This window comes from Goodfellowiella coeruleoviolacea, from assembly GCF_024171785.1.
In the GTDB taxonomy this organism is placed as follows: domain Bacteria; phylum Actinomycetota; class Actinomycetes; order Mycobacteriales; family Pseudonocardiaceae; genus Goodfellowiella; species Goodfellowiella coeruleoviolacea.
Genome location: NZ_JAMTCK010000010.1, coordinates 297453 through 316718, shown reverse-complemented (window position 1 = coordinate 316718; position 19266 = coordinate 297453). Strand labels below are relative to the sequence as shown.

Sequence of the window (19266 nt, the reverse complement as noted above, 5' to 3'; positions counted from 1 at the left end):
TTGACCTTGACACTGTGACAAGGTCTTCACTGCCTCCAGGAGGTGGTCCCCATCAACTCGACACCCCGGAATTCCCAGGACACGCGCCTGCTGGACGCGTTGGGCGCGGACAACCCGTCGACGCGCCTGCGGGCGGCGCTGGCGGCGGGCACCCAGGCCGACCCCGGTCTCGTCGACGCGCTCGTGGCCCGGTGCGCGATCGAGCCGGACTTCTACGTCCGCGACATGCTCACCTGGGCGCTGACCCGGCTCCCGGCGCAGATCACGGTGCCCGGTCTCGTCGCGGAGCTGCGGTCCGAGCGCGCGCAGGCCCGCAGCCAGGCGTTGCACACGCTGTCCAAGATCGGGGACAGGAGCGCCTGGCCCGCGATCACCCGGTCGTTGCTGCACGACGCCGACGACGAGGTCGCGCGCAGCGCGTGGCGTGCCGCTGTGGTGCTCGTGCCGCCGCAGGAGCGGGCAGGGCTGGCTGAGGACCTGGCCGCGCAGCTCGGCCGCGGCGACCGCGACGTGCGGCTGAGCCTCAGTCGGGCCCTGGTCGCGCTGGGAGACGTGGTCGAGCCCGCCCTGCGGGCCGGGCTGGCGAGTGCGGACCCGGCGGTGCGCGCGCACGCCCGTGCCACCGAGCGGCTGCTCCGCGACCCGGAGGCGGATTTCGACGCGGCCGTCGACGAGGCGAGGCGGATCGTCGCGCTCGGTGGGGAAGGGGGTGGGGGAGCAGCGTGCTGATCGGCGAGGTGGCCCGGCGCTCCGGGGTGAGCACCCGGATGCTCCGGCACTACGACTCCCTGGGGCTGGTGCGGCCGACCGGCCGCACCGTGGGGGGCTACCGCGAGTACTCCGAGGACGACATCCGCCGGATCTTCCACGTGGAAGGCCTGCGGTCGCTGGGGTTGTCGCTGCGGCAGATCGCACGCGCGCTGGAAGACCCCGACTTCGCGCCGTCGGCACTGGTCGGCGACCTCATCCGACGGACCGAAGACCGCCTGAGGCGGGAGCAGGAGCTGCTCGACCGACTCCGTGCGATCGAAACCTCGGCGCCCCTCGGCTGGCAGGGCGTCCTGCGTGTGGTCGAACTCCTGCACGGGCTCAACTCGCCTCGGGCCGCGCGTCGTCAGCAGGTCGTCCTGGCGCCGACCGAGGACGGGCCGGTTCCCACCGAGCTGCTGGCCAGGGCGGTCCTCGCCGAATCCGACCCGAACGTCGCCGGCGCCCTGCGGTGGGCGCTCGCGCGGACCGGCGGCGAGGGCGTGGCGAGCGTGGCGCCCGGCATGCGTTCGGACAACGTCGACATCCGGCGCCGCGCGGTCCTGGCGATCGCCGAGATGTCCGGTGACCAGGCGACCGCGGTGCTCGCGGACGCGCTGGGGGATGCGGACCCGACGGTGCGGGGGCACGCTGCCCTGGCACTGGGCAGGCGTGGCGCGACCGCGGCCGTGCCGGCGCTCGTCGACATGGTGGTCGGGGGCACCAACGACGTCGAGGCGGCCGAGGTCCTGGGCACGTTGTCCCTGGACCCGGGGTGCGCGGAGCGGATCACGGCCGCGCTGGTCGCCGAACTCGCGGCGGGCACCGCGGACACGGCGGTGCGGATACGCCTGACCCAGGCGCTCGTTGAGCTGCCGGCGCCCCTCGCGCGGGGTGTCCTGCGGCAGCTGGCCGACGACGGTGACCGGGCGGTCGCCCTCATCGCCTCGGCCCTGCTGGGCGTGCTCGACGAGCCGTCCCCGGGCAGCGCCTGAGGCGCCGCCCGGAAACGCGGTCGGATCTTGGTGGCGGCGAGGGCAGGGACCGCAACCGGTGATCGTTCAAATGGGGACTTGTCCACTATAGTTTCAGTGTCAACAAAAGATAGTCCCCCTCACCCCAGGACAAGCTCTCCCGAACCAGGCGCAGGACGCGAATCGACCGGGCTACGGGAGTGGGCGCCCGCACCGTTTCGGTGCACACGTCGCGGCGTGGTGACGCTTGAGCAGGTCGCGGTGCCAGCGGAGGATCGTGTCTGGCCGCACCAGCGGCACAAGCCGGCGCAGGTGCCGGCCGGGTAACCGGTGCGGCAACCCGGCGAGCGGCATCCGGTCCGTCGGGGTGAACGATCAGCAGTCGGTGTCGGCACCCGCACCTCGGGCGTCAGCGCAGGGTCGCCGCCCGTACCTCGTCGAGAGCGTGGCGGGCGATCACGCCGAATTCCTCGTCGCCGGTGGTTTCGCTCCATCGCTCGTAGGCAATCCTCAAGGCCAGCGCGCCCAGTTCCGCGGCGACGCGGGCGTTCAGGTCCGATACGCCGCGTCGCTTGAGCGCGTCGGTGACCGCTGCGGTGAGGGCCAGGTTCTTGAGTGCCTCCCGCTCTCGCAGTTCCGGGTTGGCGTCGATCACCTTCTGTCGACGGGCGACGAACGCGCGGCGCTCCGACGTGAACGCGTACTGTCCAACGATCTCCAGGGCGCGCGCCATGACCTCAAGCGGTGTGGCGGTCTCAGCCGCTGACGTGATGGCGTCGACGAGTATCGCGTCCAGCGTCCCGTCGCCGAAGAGCACCTCACGTTTGTCCTGAAAATGCCGAAAGAACGTGGTTTTTCCTAATCCGGCGCGCTGGGCGATGTCGATGACGCTGGTGTTCTCGTACCCGCGTTCCTCGAACAGGTCGAGCGCTGCCGCGGCGAGCCGCGCGCGGGCGTTCGGTTTCCAGCGAGGCATGAGACCCACCTTACAGGACTTGGTTTCATCACCCGTGCTACGTTGATGGAACTAAGTCCCGTCAGAGGTCGGAGAACGATCATGAAGCGCATCCAGTACCACGAGTACGGCGGGCCGGAGGTCATGCGGCTCGAGGAGTTCGAGCCCGCACCCCTTGGGGCGAACGAGGTCCTGGTCCGCATGCGTGCGGCCTCGGCCAATCCGATGGACTGGGGCATCCGCGCCGGCCGTCTGAAATTCGTGACCGGTCGCAAATTCCCGCGGGCACTCGGCTATGACTTCGCCGGTGTCGTCGAGGAGGTCGGTGAGCGGGTGACCCGGGTTCGCGTCGGGGACCCGGTCGTCGGCGGTACCCGGATCAAGGCGTCGGGCGCGTTCGCCGACGTCATCGTCGCGCACGAGGACGACGTCGTGCGCAAACCGGAAGACCTGTCCTTCGAACAGGGCGCCACGCTTCCGATCGTGGGGGTCACCGCCCTGCAGGCCTTGGTCACGCGGGGGAAGCTTCAGCGGGGACAGGCCGTGTTCATCCACGGCTGCCTGGGCGCGGTGGGCCGCTGCGCCGTGCAGCTCGCCCTGGCGCGTGGAGCAGAGGTCGGTGGCAGCTGCCGCGACACCGCGGCGACCGAGGCGCATGAACTCGGTGTCGACCCGGTCGTCGCTTTCGACTTCGACCCCCAGGCGCTGGCCGGCCGATTCGACCTCGTCCTCGACGCCGCGGGCGTCCCTGGCACGCTCCCGCTCGGCGAGGCGCGGAAAATGCTACGGCCCGGCGGCCGGATCGTCGGCGTCCACCCTTCACTCGGCAACTACCTGCGGAGCGCGTTGCCCGGACCCTTCCACGTCTTTGCCACCCAGCCGAACGCGGCCGACCTCGAAACCGTCGTGGCGACCGCCGCCGCAGGAACGTTGCAGCTGCCGATCGCCCGCACGGTCCCGCTCTCTCAGGCCATCCCGGCCCTCACCGAACTCGAACAGAAACGCCTCGGCAAGCGCGGCAAGCTGATCATCACGGCCGACTGACGCCACCGCAACGAAGAAACCCGTCCGGGCCTCGCCCCTGAGTGGCCCGGACGGAGCCTGACCCTCAAAAGCGCAGCAAGGAGAATGATGGCCGTCACGATCGTCGACGATCAGCGCCGGAAGACCGTCGAGCAGCATTACGGTCCACTCGGTCCACACACCGTCGAACTCACCGACCCAGTGATCGTCGCCGCCGACGACGGCTTCGAACTCACCGGCATCCTGGCGCTCCCGGTGGGCGTGGCCAAGGTGCCGGCCGTACTCATCCGCACGCCCTACGACCCGGCGTCCTTCCCGCCGGAGGTCACCGCTTTCTTCCTGGGCGAGGTGATCGCCTGGGCGTCCCACGGATACGCCTGCCTGGTGCAAAGCACCCGCACCAGCACCTCGTACTTCGACGAGGCCGCCGACGGCGCCGCCACCGTCCGGTGGATCGAACGGCAGCCGTGGTTCAACGGGGCCCTCGGCCTCACCGGTGCCAGCTATCACGCCTTCAGCTCATGGGCCACCGCCTCCACCCGGCCGACCAGCCTGAAAGCGATCGCCACCGCGATGTACAGCACCGACCGGGTCAGCTCCTGGTATCCGGGCGGTGGATTCGCGCTCGAACTCGCGCTGAGCTGGACCGCCATGCAGCAAGCCGGAGGCACCCGGGTTGATCAGAACCCCTACAACCGGCTGCCCCTCAACGAGGCGGACGTTGCCGCCACCGGCTCCACGCTCGACTTCTACCAGGAGCGCCTCGCCCACGACGGCGGCGACCCGCACTGGCGCCCGTTGGACTACTCCGCGCTGCTGGACGACCCGCCGGCGCCGGTCCTGCACATCGGCGGCTGGTACGACTACCACCGCACCTACAGTTGGCAGGACTTCGAACGCCTCAACAAGAGCGGCAGCAGCCTGCCGCATCGGTTCGTCATCGGCCCGTGGGCACACGCCGCCCTCGACTCCCGGATCTCGATGGCCGAGAGGCTGGCCTGGTTCAACACCCACGTACGCGGCGTCGGTAGCGCCCGCTCCGGCGTCCTGCGCTACTACCGCACCGGCGCGGAGCCCGGCTGGGTGGAGTGCGCGGACTGGCGAGAGCCCGGGACCACGACCTTCCACGTCGCTGCAGGCGGCCGACTGGTCGACACCCCCGACGATGCGTTCTCCCGAGTCGAATGGACCTACGACCCGGCAGACCCCACCCCCTCCGTCGCGATGGCCACCCTCGGCGCGGGTGACGTCGGCGGCGTCTGGGACAGCGGTCCTCTTGAGCGACGGCCCGACGTGCGTGCCTTCACCAGCGAGCCGTTGTCCGAGCCGATGGACCTCGCCGGTCGCGTCCGCGCCGCCACGACCTTCTGCTCGGACGCCGTCAGCGCTGACCTTTTCCTGCGACTCCTGGACGTCCACGAAGACGGCCAGGTGCGCAGCGTGGTCGACGGTTACCTGCGCATCACCGACGCGGGCCTCGCCGACGGCGTACCCGTGGAGATCGACCTCGGCCCGGCCGGCCACCGCTTCGCCCCGGGCCACCGGCTCCGTCTGCTGGTCGCCAGCGGCGCCCATCCCTACTACAACCGCAACCTCGGCACCGGCGAGCCGACCGCTACCGCCACCGGTCTCCGGAAGGCCCACCAGGCCCTCGTCACACCCCTGACCCTCACCCTCCCGACCGAGTTGCCGGCCGGCTGACCAGACACCCGCGAGCTACAGCTCCCTTTTCACCACCGGAGAACTTGGCCGAGATCGCCACTGATCCACGGCTCGGCTCCCACGTGTGCCGCTGAGGAAGTGGAGACACCATGAAGGACCTGCGCAGCACCTACGGCCGCTATGCGGTCGTCACCGGTGCCTCCTCTGGCATCGGCGAACAATTCGCCCGTGAGCTGGCCGCAGCCGGCGTCAACGTCGTCCTGGTGGCACGCCGCAAGGACCGCCTCGATGCCTTGGCGGCCGAACTCTCCCGCACACACGGCACCACCAACAAAGTCGTCGCTCTCGATCTGCTTACCTCCGGAGCCGTCGACGACCTGTGGCAGCAGGCCGCCGACCTCGATGTCGGCATCGTCGTCGCGGCCGCCGGGGTCTACTTCGGCGGCGCACTGGTAGCCAATACGCTGACCGCCGAACTCGACGTCCTCACCTTGCACGGGGCGGTGCCCCTGCAGTTGGCGCACCGCTTCGGCGGCCAGTTCGCGCGGCGAGGACGCGGAGCGATCATTCTGGTGTCCTCTGTCATCGCTGCCGGCCCGGTTCCCTTCGAGGCCAACTACGCCGCGGTGAAGGCCTACGTCCTGTCCCTGGGACAGGCATTGAACTATGAACTGAAAAGGGATGGGGTTGACGTCCTGGTCGTCTCCCCTGGGCAGACACAGACCGAGGGCTTGGACAAAGCGGCCGGTATCGACTTCAGCAAGATCCCGGGTACCAAGATGGCGTCCTCCCGGGTCGCGCGGACCGCGTTGACCAGTCTCGGCCGACGCGCCCACGTCATCCCCGGAGCCGCCAACACCATCGCCGACCTCATGGCGAAGTATCTGTTACCCCGGCGGCTGTTCGTACGGATGTACGCCTCGTTCATCGGACGAGCCCTCACCGGCGACACCCGGAACGTGCAATGAGCCGGGCAGTCGTCCGCCTTTAAGCCAACGTCCTTCGCCGGCGACGGTCCTGCGCCTGTGCCGCGACTACGACCAGGCCAACGAGTCGGCCTCGGGCACCGAGCCTGACCAAGCCATCACGGACTCGGGAAGTCGATCTCGGGTGACTCGTCGGCGTCGAGCAGGAAGTACCCGAGGAAGGTGACGCCGTCCTCCTGGGCGTCGAAGCGGGCGATGCGCACGCCCTGCGGTTCGTAGAAGACATCACCCGGGCCGAGCACGGACGCCGGCTCGCCCTCGATCTGGTAGACCACGGACCCGGTTTCGACGCTGCCGAACACCGGGCAGTTGTGCACGTGCAGGCCCCCGGCGTGGTGGGGGGCGATGGTGATGCGCCGGATCTCGACCCGGTGGGTGGCGCGGGCCGCCGGCAGTGGTTGGTCGAGCAGGACCGAGCGGGTGATCGGCGGGGTGTCGCCGGTGGCGGGCGTGTCGTGGACGTGCATGGCGCGCTGGTTCCTTCCTGTGGGGCGTTCCCCGGGTCGTGTCCGGGCAGTGTACAAACTAGTAGGTACAGAACCGTCAGGGTAGGTTGCGGGATGCGGCCGGACGCGTCAGCGCGGCACGGTGGCGGTCACCGCGTGCGCGGCGTGAGGTGGCGGTGGTGCGGCTTGACGGTGAGCACCGCGTCGAGGAACGCGACGATCCGCTCCCGGGGTGGCGCGTCGGATCCCAGTGGTGGTTGCCGTCCCGCCACGTCTGGCGCACCGGGCTGATGTGAGCGGGTGACGGCGATCCTCCGTTGACGCGGGACCGAATGCCAGCGCCGCGGTGGGACGGGCCGCCTACCCGTCGGTGGCGGGGCGGTCGGCCGCGCCGGGTGGCTGGTGGGTGGCCACGACCACGTGGATGCCGTGGGTGCGCAGGGTGTCCAGGAAGTCGGGATCGGCGTGGGCGTCGGTGACCAGGGTCCACGGCAGGGGCAGGCGCGCCCAGGCGTGGAAGGGGCTGTGGTTGAGCTTGGCCGCGTGCGCGAGGACGTAGACCTGGGTGGCGCGGCGGGCCATCAGTTCCTTGAGCCGGGTCTGGCGCAGGTCGGCCTCGCAGATGCCGCCGTCGGCGTTGATGCCGTCGGTGCCGAGGAAGACCCGGTCGAAGGTCATCCGCTCCAGGGCGGCTTCGGTGAGCGGCCCGACGAATCCCTGGCTGAGCGGGCGGAGCGTGCCGCCGAGGCATTCCACGTGCACCGTTTCGACGTCGGCGAGTTCCAGCAGGGCGGTCAGCCCGGTGGTGGCGACGGTGAGCAGGTCGGCGTGGCGCAGTTCGTGGGCGAGGGCGCCCACGGTGGACCCGGCGTCGAGCAGGATCGTCTCGCCGGCCTGGATCTGGGTGGCCGCCCACCGGGCGATCGCCTGTTTGGCGTGGAAGTCCTCGCCGATGCGTTGGCGCAGCGAGGATTCGGGGTGCGCGGTGACGGCGATGGCTCCGCCGTAGGTGCGGGCCAGGCGTCCTTCGGCGGTGAGGCGCGCCAGGTCGCGTCGGATGGTGGAGGCGGTGACGCCGAACATGCGGGACAGTTCGTCCACGCTGGCCAGGCCGGTTTCGGTGGCCAGTCGCACGATCTGGTCGCGGCGTTCGCGTGAGCCGGTAGCGGTGGTCATGCCTGTGTGGTCCTCCGGTGGGCACCCGGTTTGGTCGCGAGTTCGGCGGCCTGTCGCAGTGCTTCGATCATGCTACGGGCGTCGGCCGTGCCGGTGCCGGCGATGTCGAAGGCGGTGCCGTGGTCGACGGAGGTGCGGATCACGGGCAGCCCGATGGTGAGGTTCACGCCGGCTTCGATGCCGAGCACCTTGACCGGGCCGTGTCCCTGGTCGTGGTACATGGCCACGATGAGGTCGTAGTCGCCGCGGCTGGCGAGGAAGAAGGCGGTGTCGGCGGGCAGGGGACCGCGGGCGTCGATGCCCTGTGCCCGGAGGGCTTCCAGGGCGGGCACGATCTTCTCCTCTTCTTCGCCGTAGCCGAACAGGCCGTTCTCGCCGGCGTGGGGGTTGATGCCGCAGACGCCGATGACGGGGGCGGGGTTGCCGGCGCGGACCAGGGCGTGGTGTCCCCGTTGGACGGTGCGTTCGACCAGGCCGGGTTCGATGCGGGCGATCGCGTCGATCAGTCCGATGTGGGTGGTCACGTGGATGACCTTGACCTGGGGGGTGGACAGCATCATGGAGACTTCGTCGACGCCGGTGAGGTGGGCGAGCAGTTCGGTGTGGCCGGGGTAGTGGTGGCCCGCGGCGTGCAGGGCCTCCTTGTTCAGCGGTGCGGTGCAGATGCCGTGGACGGCGCCGGTGAGGGCGAGGTCGGCGGCGACGCGCACGTACTGGTAGGCGGCTTCGCCGGCGAGCGGGGAGAGTTGGCCCCAGGGCAGGTCGGCGGGCAGCAGGTCGAGGTCGATGACGTTGACGCGGGTGCCGTCGAAGCGGGCGTGGCTGGGGTCGGTGACGGGGGCGATGTCCGCGGTGATGCCGAGGATGTCGGCGGCTTGGCGGAGTCGGCCGGCGTCGCCGATGACGACGGGGCGGCAGACGGCCAGGGTGTCGGGGTGCAGCACGGCGGGCACGATCACTTCGGGGCCGATGCCGGCGCCGTCGCCCATGGTGGTGGCGATGATCGGGAGTGCCCCGGGGGTGGTGGGGGCGGGTGCGCTGGCGGGGTTCACGGGCTGGGCCTTTCGCTCGGTGCGGCCGGGGGTGGGGTGTGCAGGGCGCGCACGATCTGGACGAGGGAGTCGGGGCCGCCGAAGCTGCCGGGTCGGGTGACCACGGTGGTGCCGCTGGGGGTGCGGGAGCGGACGGCGCCGGGATGGATCTGGTCGAGGGGGTGCAGGGTGGTGACGCCGAGGGCGTCGAGGACGCGGCGGGCGGTGTCGCCGCCGATGAGCACGAGGGCGGGTGGCTGGTAGGTGGTGAGGGCGGCGACGGTGAGGGCCAGGCCGGTGGCGATGGCGCGGCCGTGGCTGGGGGTGAGGGGTGCGGTGGGGTCGACGCGCAGGACGGTGGGGGTGGTGAGCGGGGGCAGGGGCACCGGCCCGGCGGCCAGGTCGTCGGGGTGCAGGGAGTGCACGGTGTAGCCGGTGAGGCGGGCGACCTGTGTGGTGGCGATGGGTTCGGCGGTGCCCACGACGATGAGGGGCGGCGGGGTGGGGGCGGGCTGGTCGCCGGGGGATGGGGTGCCGGGGGATGGGGTGCCGAGGGGTGGGGTGCCGGCGCGGCGGGTGCGGCCGAGGGCGGCGGCGAGTCCGCCGGAGCCGGCCAGGGCGAGGTGGAGCGGTGCCCGGGTGGCGGCGCGCGCGATGGCGTCGAGGTCGCGGTCGGTTTCGGCGTCGCAGATGAGGATCTGGCCGGTGGCGGCGGCGTGGGTGAAGGCGTCGGCGAGTGCGGTGCCGGGGTGGCGGATGAGGTCGAGGCCGAGGGTGTGGGTGGGGGCTGGGGCGAGGGCGGCGGCGATGGAGGTGGGTGGGGTTGCGCGTTCCGCGCGCCAGGCGTCGCTGGTGTGCAGGGGTGTTCCGGCGAGGTGGAGGACGCCGGCGGTGACGGTGCGGTGGGCGTGGGGTAGGGCGGGGGTGAGGGCGATGCCGTAGCCGTGGCGGGTGAGCGCGGTGATCTCGGCGGCGAGGTTGCCGCGCAGCAGGGAGTCGATTTTCTTGAACACCCGGTCGCCGGGGCGGCGGTGGGTCAGGGCGGTGGTGATGGCGTGGGCGGCGTTGTCGGGGGTGTGGGTGCGGGTGTCCAGGTCGAGGACGAGGACGTCGGCGGAGTGGGGGTGGGGGTGGGGGGCGGTGTGGGGGGTGGCGAGGATGAGGGTGCGTGTTCCGCGCATGCCGAGGGCGATGGCGGTTTCGGCGGCGCCGGAGAGGTCGTCGGCCACGGCGAACACGGGAACGGCGTGATCGTCGGGCATCGGGGTCTCCTGTGGGGTGGGTGGCGCGTGTTTGGTCCGGTTCGACTATGCCACAGCGTGCGCGTTTCGCGCGAGAGCTATTGCGCGGAACGCGCATACATGTCAGTGTGTCCTCCGCAACGATGGGACACGGAAGAGGTCGACGATGACCCGATTCGGCAGCGGCGCCGTGCTCGACCGCCGCTCGTTACTGCGCGCCGGGCTCGCCGCCGGCGCGGGCGCGGCGCTCGCGCCGCTGGCCGCCTGCGCCGGACCCGTCGGCGCCGCCACCCCCGGCTCGCTGACCCTGGGCCTGAACCGGTCGCTGGTCAGCCTGGACAACAAGCTCAACCAGTTCGACGCGGCCCTGACCGTGCAGCGCGCGGTCCGCCAGGCGCTGACCCGGATCGGCCCCGACATGAGCGCCACCCCGGTGCTCGCGGAGCGGTTCGAGCAGACCGCGCCGACCCAGTGGCGCGTCCGGCTGCGCGAGGGTGCCCGCTACTCCGACGGCAGCCCGGTGACCGTCGCCGACGTCGCCACCGCGCTGCGGATGTACGCGCAGGTCAACGGGTCCTTCGTGGTGAACCTGTTCCCGGAGCTGCCGTCGGTGACCCCGCTGGGCGAGCGCGACTTCCTGCTGGAGACCGCGCGCCCGGTGCCGATCCTGGACCTGCTGATGGCCAACATCCTGATCACGCCGGCCGCGGCCAACCGGCCCGAGGAGCTGTCCGGTGGGCTGGGCTCGGGCCCGTACGTGGTCAGTGCCGGCAACGGCGGCACCGGGGAGTACACCCTGGAGCGCAACCCCCGCTACTGGGGCACGCCGCCGCCGGTGCGCACGGTGCGGGTGCGGTTCGTGCCCGAGGAGTCCAGCCGGGTCGTCGCGATCCGCGGCGGCGAGCTGGACGTCATCGACTCGATCACGCCCGACTCGGCCGAGCAGCTGGTCGGACTGCCGGGCGTGGCCATCGAACGGGTGCCGGGCACCCGGATCAACCAGCTGTTCTTCAACTTCCGCAAACCCCAGGGGCATCCCCTGGCCGACGCGCGGGTGCGGCAGGCGCTGTCCCTGGCCATCGACGGACCGGCCCTGCTCAACGACGTGCTGGTCGGCTCGGCCAGCCAGGCCGAGGGCGTGGTGCCGCTGGCCCTGGTCGGGGCGGTGCGCACCGGCACCTACACCCACGACCCGGCCGAGGCCCGCGCGCGGCTGGACGCGCTGGGCGTGCGCGATCTGACCCTGACGATCATCTGGGAGTCGGGGGAGTTCCCCGCGGACGCCTCGGTGATGGAGGCCGTGGTGGAGATGCTGCGCGCGGTCGGGGTCGGCGCGCGGCTGCAGCAGTTCGAGCCGGGCGGGGACATCCTGCGGTGGCGGCAGGGCCGCGGCGGGGACTGGGACGTGCTCGGCAACGGCTACCCGGGGCCCACCGGGCAGGCGATCACCTCGCTGTTGGGCATGTACGGCGGCACGCCCGACAAGGAGCGCACCCGCGACACCTACCAGGGCTATGTGGTGCCCGAGATCGCCGACCAGCTGGCCGTGGCCGCCGCCGAGACCGACGCGGCGCGGCGCGCCGAGGTGCTCACCGCGGCGCAGCGGGCGATCTGGGCGAGCTGGCCGTGCCTGTGGGCGTTCGTGCCGAACGTGGTGCTCGCGCGGCGCACCCGGGTGCGGGGCCTGGCGCTGCAGCCGATCAACTCCTACGACCTGGCGGCCGTGCGGGTGGAGGAGCAGCCGTGATCCGCTACCTGGCGCGTCGCCTCGGGCAGAGCGCGTTGACCGTGTTCCTGACCGTGACCGCGGTGTTCGTGCTGGTCCGGTTGGCTCCGGGGGATCCGGCCTCGGCCTATGCCGGGCCGACCGCCTCCCCGGAGGACCTGGCGCGGGTGCGCGCGCAGCTGGGCCTGGACGAGTCGGTGCTGGCGCAGTACGGGATCTTCCTGCGGGGGCTGCTGCACGGCGACGCGGGGATGAGCTACTCGTTCCGGGCGCCCGCGCTGGAGGTGGTGCTCGGCCGGCTGCCCTACACGGTGACGCTGGCCGTGGCCGCGATCCTGGTGACCGCGGTGGTGGCGATCCCGCTGGGGGTGTGGATGGCCCGCCGGGCCGACACCGCCCGCGAGATCGGGGCCAGTGTGCTGACCGTGGCCGGGCAGTCCATGCCGGACTTCTGGAGCGGGGTCATGCTGCTCACCGTGTTCGCGGTGCTGGTGCCGGTGCTGCCGGCGTCCGGGTTCACCACGTGGGCCGGTCTGGTGCTGCCCGCGGTGACCGTGGCGGTCCTGCAGATCGCGTTGATCTCCCGGCTGGTGCGGCGGGAGATGGCCGCGGCGCTGGCCGCGCCCTACCTGACGGTGGCCCGCGCGCGGGGGGTGTCCGAGCGGGCGCTGGTGTGGCGCTACGGCATGGGCAACTCGCTCATCCCGGTGCTGACCGCGCTGGGCACCCGGTTCGCGGCGCTGCTCAACGGGGTGGTCGTGGTGGAGGTGGTGTTCGCCTGGCCGGGGGTGGGCTCGCTGGTGGTGCGGGCGCTGGAGACCCGCGACTACCCGCTGATCCAGGCGACCGTGCTGGTCACCGCAGCGCTGGCGATCGCGGTCCACCTGCTCGTCGATGTCTGCTACCCGCTGCTGGACCCGCGGGTGCGTCTGGGAAAGGCGGCGGCCGCATGAGTGTTCCCGTGTCCTCGTCCCCCCTGCCTCCTTCGCCGGGCGACTCGTCCCCGGCCCGGCCCAGCGCGGTCACCCCGCGGGTGCTGGCGCGGTCCCGGGCGAGTCGGCAGCGGCGCGCGACGCGCGTCAAGCTGTGGCTGGGCGCGGGCTGCACGCTGGTCGTGGTGGTGCCGATCCTGCTCGCCGGCCTGCTGCCGCTGCCGGGCCCCAACGAGCAGGACCTGGCGCAGCGCCGGCTGCCGCCGCTGAGCGGCGGGCACCTGTTCGGCACCGACCAGCTCGGCCGGGACCTGCTCTCGCGGGTGCTGCACGGCGGGCAGGTGTCGCTGGCCATCGGGGTGCTGGCGGTGGTGGTGTCCGGGGTGATCGGCGTGCTGGCCGGCGCCGCGGCCGGGTACTTCGGCGGTGGGGTCGACGCGGTGGTCTGCCGGCTGCTGGAGGCGCAGCTGTCGCTGCCGCTGCTGATGATGCTGTTGCTGGTGGTGGCGCTGTTCGGGCCGTCGGTGCCGGTGATCACGCTGGTGATCGCGGTCGCGCAGTGGCCGGAGCTGGCGCGGCTGACCCGGTCGCTGGTGCTGGTGGAGCGGGAGAAGCCCTACATCGCCGCGGCGCGGGTGCTGGGTCTGCGCCGCGGGGTGATCCTGGCGCGGCACGTGCTGCCCAACGTGGCGCGTCCGGCGAGCCTGGTGGTGTTGCTGCTGGTGGCGCAGGCGGTGCTGCTGGAGAGCGCGCTGAGCTATCTGGGGGCGGGCCCGCAGCGCCCGTTCGCCACCTGGGGTCGGATCATCTCCGACGGCCAGGACTACATCACCACCTCGTGGTGGCTGATCACCCTGCCCGGTCTGGTGATCGTGCTGCTGGTGGTCGGGGTCAACCTGCTCGGGGACGCCCTGCGGGAGGCCACCCGGCGGGGCAGGAAGGCGGACGCGTGATGGCCACACCCCTGCTGGAGGTCGAGGACCTGCAGATCGAGCTGGTCACCCCCACCGGTGTGGTGCGGGCGGTGGACGGGGTCAGCTTCACCGTGGACCGCGGTGAGACGGTGACCCTGATCGGTGAGTCCGGGTCGGGCAAGTCCACCACGGCGATGGGACTGCTGCGGCTGCTGCCCGAGGGGGTGGCGGTGCTGTCGGGCTCGGTGCGCTTCGCCGGCGTGGACGTGGTCGCCGATCCGGCCGCGGCCGCCCGGGTGCGGGGGCGGGTGGCGGCCCTGGTGCCGCAGGACCCGATGACCGCGTTGAGCCCGGTGCACACCATCGGCCGCCAGGTGGGGGAGGCGCTGCGGCTGCGGCACCCCCACCTGGGGCGGGCCGAGATCCGCGAGCGCGGGATCGCCCTGCTGGAGCAGGTGCGCATCGCCGCGCCGCGGCGGCGTTGGCAGGCCTACCCGCACCAGCTGTCCGGCGGCATGCTGCAGCGGGTGCTGATCGCGGCCGCCCTGGCCGCCGAGCCGGCGCTGCTGGTGGCCGACGAGCCGACCTCCGCGCTGGATGTGACCGTGCAGGCGGGCGTGTTGGACCTGCTGCTGGAGCTGCAGGAGCGCACCGGGATCGGCGTGTTGATGATCACCCACGACCTGGGGGTGGCGCGGCTGGTCTCGGACCGGATCCACGTGATGCGCGCGGGCCGGTTCGTGGAGTCCGGTGAGGTGGAGCAGATCACCGAGCGGCCCCGCCACGCCTACACCCGGGCCCTGCTGGACGCGGTGCCGCGGCTGGGCCCGGGCCAGTCGACAGTCCGGGCCGGGGCGCCGGTCGCGGCCGAGGAGGGAGCCCGGTGAGGGGCGCGCTGCTGGAGGTGCGGGACCTGGTGGTCGAGTACGGGGTGCGCGGCGGGGCCTTCCGCGCGGTGGACGGGGTGAGCTTCACGGTGCGCCGCGCCAGCACGCTCGCCCTGGTCGGCGAGTCCGGCAGCGGCAAGTCCACGATCGCCGCGGCCATCGTGCGGCTGATCCGGCCGGCTCGGGGGAGCATCCTGCTGGACGGCACCGACATCGCCGCGCTGCCGGAGAAGCGGCTGCGGCCGATGCGCCACCGCGTCCAGATGATCTTCCAGGACCCCTACGGGTCGCTGGACCCGCACCTGAGCGCGCTGCAGATCGTGGCCGAGCCGCTGCGGCTGCGCGGCCACGACCGGGCCTCGCGCGCCCGGCACGCCGCCGCGCTGCTGGACCGGGTGGGGTTGGCGGCCAGCACCCACCAGCGCCGGCCGGCCGAGTTCTCCGGTGGGCAGCGCCAGCGCATCGGCATCGCCCGGGCGCTGGCCAGCGGGCCGGAGCTGCTGGTGTGCGACGAGGCCACCAGCGCGCTGGACGTGTCCGTGCAGGCCCAGGTGCTGGAGCTGCTGCGGGAGATCCAACGCGACACCGGCGTGGCCTACCTGTTCATCTCCCACAACCTGGGGGTGGTGCGCGAGATCAGCAGCGAGCTGGTGGTGCTGCGGGCCGGCCGGGTGGTCGAGTCCGGCCCGACCGAGCGGGTCCTGGCCGCCCCGACCCAGCCCTACACGCGTGCGCTGCGGCGCGCCGCGCTCGATCCGGCCGCGCTGCGGGGCCGCAAACCCCGTGCCGTCCTGGCCGCCACCCCCGAGGACTCCGGTGCCGAGGGCGCGCCGGGGGAAGGAGAACACCCGTGACCCCCTCGCCGGATCCGATCGTGCTGCCTGGCGTGCCGGTGGCGCTGTCCCGGCTCGTGCTCGGCACGATGACCTTCGGTGACACCGTGGACGCCGCCGGTGCCGCCGTCATGGTGGACGCCGCGCTGGAGGCCGGCATCACCGGCGTCGACACGGCCAACGCCTACGCCGGCGGGCGCACCGAGCAGATCCTGGCCGGGCTGCTGCGCACCCGGCGCGACCAGGTCGTGCTGGCCACCAAGGCCGGCATGCCGCACCCGGACGCCGGCGGGCACCCCCCGCTGTCCCCGGCGGCGCTGCGGGCCTGCCTGCACGGCAGCCTGCGCCGACTGGGCACCGACCGGATCGACCTGTTCTACCTGCACCAGCCCGACCGCGCCACCCCGATCGAGGACACGCTGGCCACCGTGGCGGAGTTCGTCGCCGAGGGCAGCGTGCTGGCGCTGGGCGTGTCCAACCACGCGGCCTGGCAGATCGCCGAACTCACCCACGCCGCCGACCGGGTGGGCGCGCCGCGGCCCGTGCTCGCCCAGCAGCTGTACAACCTGCTGGCGCGGCGCGTGGAGGAGGAGTACCTGGAGTACGCCCGCACCAGCGGCCTGGTGACCATGGTCTACAACCCGCTGGGCGGTGGCCTGCTGACCGGGCGGCACCGCGTCGACGAGATCCCGCGCAGCGGCCGGTTCGGGGATTCGGCGCTGGCCGGCATGTACCGCGACCGCTACTGGGATCCCGGCCTGTTCGCCGCGGTGGAGCAGCTGCGGGCGGTCGCCGAGGGCGCGGGGCTGGGGCTGGCGGAGCTGTCGCTGCGGTGGCTGCTGGGCCAGCCCGGGGTCGGCGCCGTGCTGCTGGGCGGCTCCCGGGTGGAGCAGCTGCGCGCCAACCTGGCCGCCGCCGCGGCCGGTGCGCTGCCCGAGGACGTCCGCGCCGCCTGCGACGAGGTGGGCGCGCGGCTGCGGGGCCCGATGCCCGCCTACAACCGTTGAACCCGCCGCAGTGCCCGATGCGAACTGAGAACAAGGAGAACACCCGTATGACGCCCAGTGCCTTCGCCGCCCGCCTGCGCCGCCGCGAGCGGGTTCTCGGTTACTGGTCGGTGCTGGACGCGCCGGTGGCAACCGAGCGGATCGCGCGGCTCGGCTACGACTACGTCTGCCTGGACGCCCAGCACGGTCTGCTCGGCTACGCCGGGCTGCTGGCCGGGCTGACCGCCATCGACGCGGGCGGCGCGTCGGTGGGCCTGGTGCGGGTGGAGGCCAACGACCCCACCCCGATCGGCCGGGCACTGGACGCGGGCGCGGCCGGGGTGATCGTGCCGCTGGTGGACACCGCCGAGGACGCCGCCAGGGCGGTCGCCGCCACCCGCTACCCGCCCTTGGGTCGCCGCTCCTACGGGCCGATGCGCTCGGGCCTGCGGATCGGCCCGGCGCCGGCGGAGGCGCACGCCGCCACCGTGGTGCTGGCCATGATCGAAACCCCGGACGGTCTGGCCAACGTGGAGCGGATCTGTGCCACGCCCGGCCTGGACGGCGTGTACGTGGGCCCCTCGGACCTGCGGCTGGCCGTCGGTGGGGCGCACGTGGCCGACCGGTCGGTGGACGCGGTGTTCGAGGACGCCGTGCGGCGCGTGCGGCAGGCCGCGGCCGCGGCGGGCATCGCCGCCGGCATCCACACCCCCGACGGGGACACCGCGGCGCTGCGGCTGGCCCAGGGCTACACCTTCGCCTCCATCGCCTCGGACGTGGTGCACCTGGAGACCGCGGCGCGGACACACCTGCTCGCCGCGCGCACCGAGGAGCAGGCGCGGTGAGCGGCGCGGCCCCGCGCACCGACGGCGTGCTCCGGCCCCACCCGGACGACGCCGAGCGAATCGAGGCGTTCCTGCCCGCGCCCGCCGTGCAGAACCACGCCGCCAACCTCGCGGTGCTGCCCGGCGGGGACCTGGGCTGCGTCTGGTTCGGGGGGACGCAGGAGGGCGTGTCCGACATCTCGATCTGGTTCTCCCGGCTGGCCCCGGGCGGGCACACCTGGAGCGCGCCGGTGCGGCTGTCGGGGGACGCGACCCGCTCCGAGCAGAACCCGGTGCTCGCCGTCACCCCCGAGGGCCAGGTGTGGCTGTACTACACCGCCCAGCGCGCCGGGCACCAGGACACCGCCGAGGTGCGGCTGCGCGTCTCCACCGACGCCGGCGCCACCTGGTCGCCGCCGCGGACCCTGTTCCCCGCCACCGCCGACGGCGGGATCTTCGTGCGCCAGCCCCCGGTCGTGCTGCCCACCGGCCGGTGGCTGCTGCCGGTGTTCCACTGCGTGGCCACCCCGGGCCGCGCGTGGGTGGGTGACCACGACACCAGCGCGGTGATGGTCTCCGACGACGCGGGCGCGACGTGGCTGCGCCGGGATGTGCCCGACAGCACCGGGTGCGTGCACATGAACATCCACCCGCTGGCCGACGGCACCCTGCTGGCGCTGTTCCGCAGCCGCTGGGCCGACCACGTCATGCGCAGCGTCTCCACGGACCACGGGTGGACGTGGACGCCGCCGGTGGCCACCGGGCTGCCCAACAACAACTCCTCGATCCAGTACGTGCCGTTGCGCGACGGCCGGCTGGCCCTGGTCTACAACCACAGCAGCCGCGCGGACGCGACCGGCCGGCGGGTCTCGCTCTACGACGAGATCAGCGACGACGGCCACACCACCGTCGCCGCGCCCGTCCCGGGCGGCGAGCCCGAGCCGGGGCCGGCCGAGGGCGGGCGCACCGCGTTCTGGGGTGCGCCGCGCGCGCCGCTGAGCCTGGCGCTGTCCTCTGACGGCGGCCACACCTGGCCGCGGCGGCGTGACCTGGAGGTCGGCGACGGGCACTGCCTGACCAACAACTCCCGGGACAAACTCAACCGGGAGCTGTCCTACCCGTCGATCGCGCAGACCCCGGACGGCGCGCTGCACCTGGCGTTCACCTACTTCCGGCAGGCGATCAAGTACGTGCGGGTGCGGCCGGAGTGGGTGGAGCGTGGCTGAGCCCCGGCACGCGGTGGTCACCGGCGTCAGCTCCGGGATCGGCGCGGCCATCTGCGCCCGGCTGCTGCGCGAGGGCTGGCAGGTCACCGGGATCAGCCGGCGCCGCCCGGCCGAGGCGCCCGGCCTGACCTGGCGGGGCGCGGACCTGGCCCGGCCCGAGCTGCTGGCGGGCCTGCTGCGCGAGGTCCCCCCACCGCACGCGGTCGTGCACGCCGCCGGGCTGCAGCGGTCCGCGCCGCTGGGCGCGCTGTCGGCGCGCGACGGTGAGCGGATGTGGCTGGTGCACGTGCAGGCCGCCACGATCCTGGTCGACGCGCTCGCCGACCGGCTGCCCGACGGCGCGCGGATCGTGCTGGTGGGCAGCCGCACCGCCGCCGGGGTGGCCGGCAAGAGCCAGTACGCCGCGACCAAGGCCGCGCTGGGCGCGTTGGCCCGCTCCTGGGCCGCGGAACTGGCCGGCCGGGGCATCACGGTGAACGTGGTCGCGCCCGGCCCGACCGACACCCCGATGCTGGCCGACCCCGGCCGCGCGCACACCCCACCGGTGCGTCCGCCCCTGGGTCGGCTGGTCACCCCCGAGGAGGTCGCCGGCCTGACCGCGTTCCTGCTCGGCCCGGACGGGGGCGCGATCACCGGGCAGCAGCTGGTCCAGTGCGCCGGAGCGTCCCTGTAGGCCGGCGGGGCGGGGTCGGGCGCT

The 19266-nt window shown here is 73.0% G+C and carries 20 protein-coding genes; 14 read left to right on the top strand and 6 right to left on the bottom strand.

Annotation, left to right across the window (positions count from 1 at the left end; genetic code table 11):
- The first annotated feature begins 42 nt into the window (after positions 1-42).
- Entirely contained in the window at positions 43-729 is a 687-nt protein-coding gene (locus LX83_RS22840; RefSeq protein WP_253774686.1) for a HEAT repeat domain-containing protein, read from the top strand.
- Positions 723-1742: a MerR family transcriptional regulator gene (locus LX83_RS22835; RefSeq protein ID WP_253774684.1), complete on the top strand. Its 1020-nt coding sequence runs from the start codon at positions 723-725 to the stop codon at positions 1740-1742. Before LX83_RS22840 ends, LX83_RS22835 begins: the two co-directional genes overlap by 7 nt.
- A 388-nt stretch (positions 1743-2130) precedes the next feature.
- On the opposite strand, the gene LX83_RS22830 is transcribed toward LX83_RS22835, so the two are convergent.
- Entirely contained in the window at positions 2131-2697 is a 567-nt protein-coding gene (locus tag LX83_RS22830) for a TetR/AcrR family transcriptional regulator (protein WP_253774682.1), read from the bottom strand.
- An 81-nt stretch (positions 2698-2778) separates the two neighbouring features.
- On the opposite strand from LX83_RS22830, the gene LX83_RS22825 reads away from it, so the two are divergent.
- From LX83_RS22825 to LX83_RS22815, 3 genes are all read left to right on the top strand, one after another.
- Positions 2779-3720, top strand: coding sequence for an NADP-dependent oxidoreductase (locus tag LX83_RS22825; protein ID WP_253774681.1), 942 nt, complete (start codon positions 2779-2781; stop codon positions 3718-3720).
- Between the two features lie 87 nt (positions 3721-3807).
- Positions 3808-5400 carry a CocE/NonD family hydrolase gene (locus LX83_RS22820; protein WP_253774679.1) on the top strand — a complete coding sequence of 531 codons (1593 nt, stop codon included), beginning with the start codon at positions 3808-3810 and terminating at the stop codon, positions 5398-5400.
- 110 nt (positions 5401-5510) lie between these two features.
- The gene (locus LX83_RS22815; protein WP_253774677.1) at positions 5511-6329 is read left to right on the top strand and encodes an SDR family NAD(P)-dependent oxidoreductase; all 819 of its coding nucleotides are present in this window, start codon (positions 5511-5513) and stop codon (positions 6327-6329) included.
- Positions 6330-6445: 116 nt separating this feature from the next.
- On the opposite strand, the gene LX83_RS22810 is transcribed toward LX83_RS22815, so the two are convergent.
- The 5 genes from LX83_RS22810 to LX83_RS37980 form a co-directional block, all read right to left on the bottom strand.
- Positions 6446-6814 (bottom strand): cupin domain-containing protein, encoded by a 369-nt coding sequence (locus LX83_RS22810; RefSeq protein ID WP_253774675.1) that lies wholly within the window; start codon positions 6812-6814, stop codon positions 6446-6448.
- A 128-nt stretch (positions 6815-6942) separates the two neighbouring features.
- Positions 6943-7065 carry a hypothetical protein gene (locus tag LX83_RS37985; RefSeq protein ID WP_301328687.1) on the bottom strand — a complete coding sequence of 41 codons (123 nt, stop codon included), beginning with the start codon at positions 7063-7065 and terminating at the stop codon, positions 6943-6945.
- Between the two features lie 88 nt (positions 7066-7153).
- Positions 7154-7969, bottom strand: a complete 816-nt coding sequence (locus LX83_RS22805) for a DeoR/GlpR family DNA-binding transcription regulator (protein WP_253774674.1) — start codon at positions 7967-7969, stop codon at positions 7154-7156.
- Positions 7966-9021: a 4-hydroxythreonine-4-phosphate dehydrogenase PdxA gene (gene pdxA, locus LX83_RS22800; protein ID WP_253774673.1), complete on the bottom strand. Its 1056-nt coding sequence runs from the start codon at positions 9019-9021 to the stop codon at positions 7966-7968. Before pdxA ends, LX83_RS22805 begins: the two co-directional genes overlap by 4 nt.
- A complete protein-coding gene (locus tag LX83_RS37980) occupies positions 9018-10262 on the bottom strand; it encodes a four-carbon acid sugar kinase family protein (protein WP_301328686.1) in 1245 nt (414 codons plus the stop codon). The genes pdxA and LX83_RS37980 overlap by 4 nt, the downstream gene beginning before the upstream one ends.
- A 145-nt stretch (positions 10263-10407) precedes the next feature.
- On the opposite strand from LX83_RS37980, the gene LX83_RS22785 reads away from it, so the two are divergent.
- The 9 genes from LX83_RS22785 to LX83_RS22745 are packed head-to-tail and all read left to right on the top strand — an operon-like array spanning position 10408 to position 19242.
- Entirely contained in the window at positions 10408-11988 is a 1581-nt protein-coding gene (locus LX83_RS22785) for an ABC transporter substrate-binding protein (protein WP_253774672.1), read from the top strand.
- Positions 11985-12920 carry an ABC transporter permease gene (locus LX83_RS22780; protein WP_253774671.1) on the top strand — a complete coding sequence of 312 codons (936 nt, stop codon included), beginning with the start codon at positions 11985-11987 and terminating at the stop codon, positions 12918-12920. The genes LX83_RS22785 and LX83_RS22780 overlap by 4 nt, the downstream gene beginning before the upstream one ends.
- Positions 12917-13852: an ABC transporter permease gene (locus LX83_RS22775; protein WP_253774670.1), complete on the top strand. Its 936-nt coding sequence runs from the start codon at positions 12917-12919 to the stop codon at positions 13850-13852. Before LX83_RS22780 ends, LX83_RS22775 begins: the two co-directional genes overlap by 4 nt.
- Positions 13852-14700 (top strand): ABC transporter ATP-binding protein, encoded by an 849-nt coding sequence (locus tag LX83_RS22770; RefSeq protein ID WP_253774669.1) that lies wholly within the window; start codon positions 13852-13854, stop codon positions 14698-14700. Before LX83_RS22775 ends, LX83_RS22770 begins: the two co-directional genes overlap by 1 nt.
- Entirely contained in the window at positions 14697-15554 is an 858-nt protein-coding gene (locus LX83_RS22765) for an ATP-binding cassette domain-containing protein (RefSeq protein WP_253774668.1), read from the top strand. Before LX83_RS22770 ends, LX83_RS22765 begins: the two co-directional genes overlap by 4 nt.
- On the top strand, positions 15551-16540 hold the full coding sequence (locus LX83_RS22760; RefSeq protein WP_253774667.1) for an aldo/keto reductase: 990 nt from the start codon (positions 15551-15553) through the stop codon (positions 16538-16540). The genes LX83_RS22765 and LX83_RS22760 overlap by 4 nt, the downstream gene beginning before the upstream one ends.
- 47 nt (positions 16541-16587) lie before the next feature.
- Positions 16588-17364, top strand: a complete 777-nt coding sequence (locus LX83_RS22755; protein WP_253774666.1) for an HpcH/HpaI aldolase family protein — start codon at positions 16588-16590, stop codon at positions 17362-17364.
- Complete coding sequence (locus tag LX83_RS22750) at positions 17361-18569, top strand: sialidase family protein (RefSeq protein WP_253774665.1); 1209 nt, start codon at positions 17361-17363, stop codon at positions 18567-18569. Before LX83_RS22755 ends, LX83_RS22750 begins: the two co-directional genes overlap by 4 nt.
- Complete coding sequence (locus tag LX83_RS22745) at positions 18562-19242, top strand: SDR family NAD(P)-dependent oxidoreductase (RefSeq protein WP_253774664.1); 681 nt, start codon at positions 18562-18564, stop codon at positions 19240-19242. The genes LX83_RS22750 and LX83_RS22745 overlap by 8 nt, the downstream gene beginning before the upstream one ends.
- Positions 19243-19266: the final 24 nt, after the last annotated feature.

Excerpts from the sequence above, each read along its gene's own strand:
- LX83_RS22830 (WP_253774682.1), bottom strand. The coding sequence starts at position 2,697 with ATGCCTCGCTGGAAACCGAACGCCCGCGCGCGGCTCGCCGCGGCAGCG.
- LX83_RS22825 (WP_253774681.1), top strand. The coding sequence starts at position 2,779 with ATGAAGCGCATCCAGTACCACGAGTACGGCGGGCCGGAGGTCATGCGG.
- LX83_RS22820 (WP_253774679.1), top strand. The coding sequence starts at position 3,808 with ATGGCCGTCACGATCGTCGACGATCAGCGCCGGAAGACCGTCGAGCAG.
- LX83_RS22815 (WP_253774677.1), top strand. The coding sequence starts at position 5,511 with ATGAAGGACCTGCGCAGCACCTACGGCCGCTATGCGGTCGTCACCGGT.
- LX83_RS22810 (WP_253774675.1), bottom strand. The coding sequence starts at position 6,814 with ATGCACGTCCACGACACGCCCGCCACCGGCGACACCCCGCCGATCACC.
- LX83_RS22805 (WP_253774674.1), bottom strand. The coding sequence starts at position 7,969 with ATGACCACCGCTACCGGCTCACGCGAACGCCGCGACCAGATCGTGCGA.
- LX83_RS37980 (WP_301328686.1), bottom strand. The coding sequence starts at position 10,262 with ATGCCCGACGATCACGCCGTTCCCGTGTTCGCCGTGGCCGACGACCTC.
- LX83_RS22785 (WP_253774672.1), top strand. The coding sequence starts at position 10,408 with ATGACCCGATTCGGCAGCGGCGCCGTGCTCGACCGCCGCTCGTTACTG.
- LX83_RS22775 (WP_253774670.1), top strand. The coding sequence starts at position 12,917 with ATGAGTGTTCCCGTGTCCTCGTCCCCCCTGCCTCCTTCGCCGGGCGAC.
- LX83_RS22770 (WP_253774669.1), top strand. The coding sequence starts at position 13,852 with ATGGCCACACCCCTGCTGGAGGTCGAGGACCTGCAGATCGAGCTGGTC.
- LX83_RS22755 (WP_253774666.1), top strand. The coding sequence starts at position 16,588 with ATGACGCCCAGTGCCTTCGCCGCCCGCCTGCGCCGCCGCGAGCGGGTT.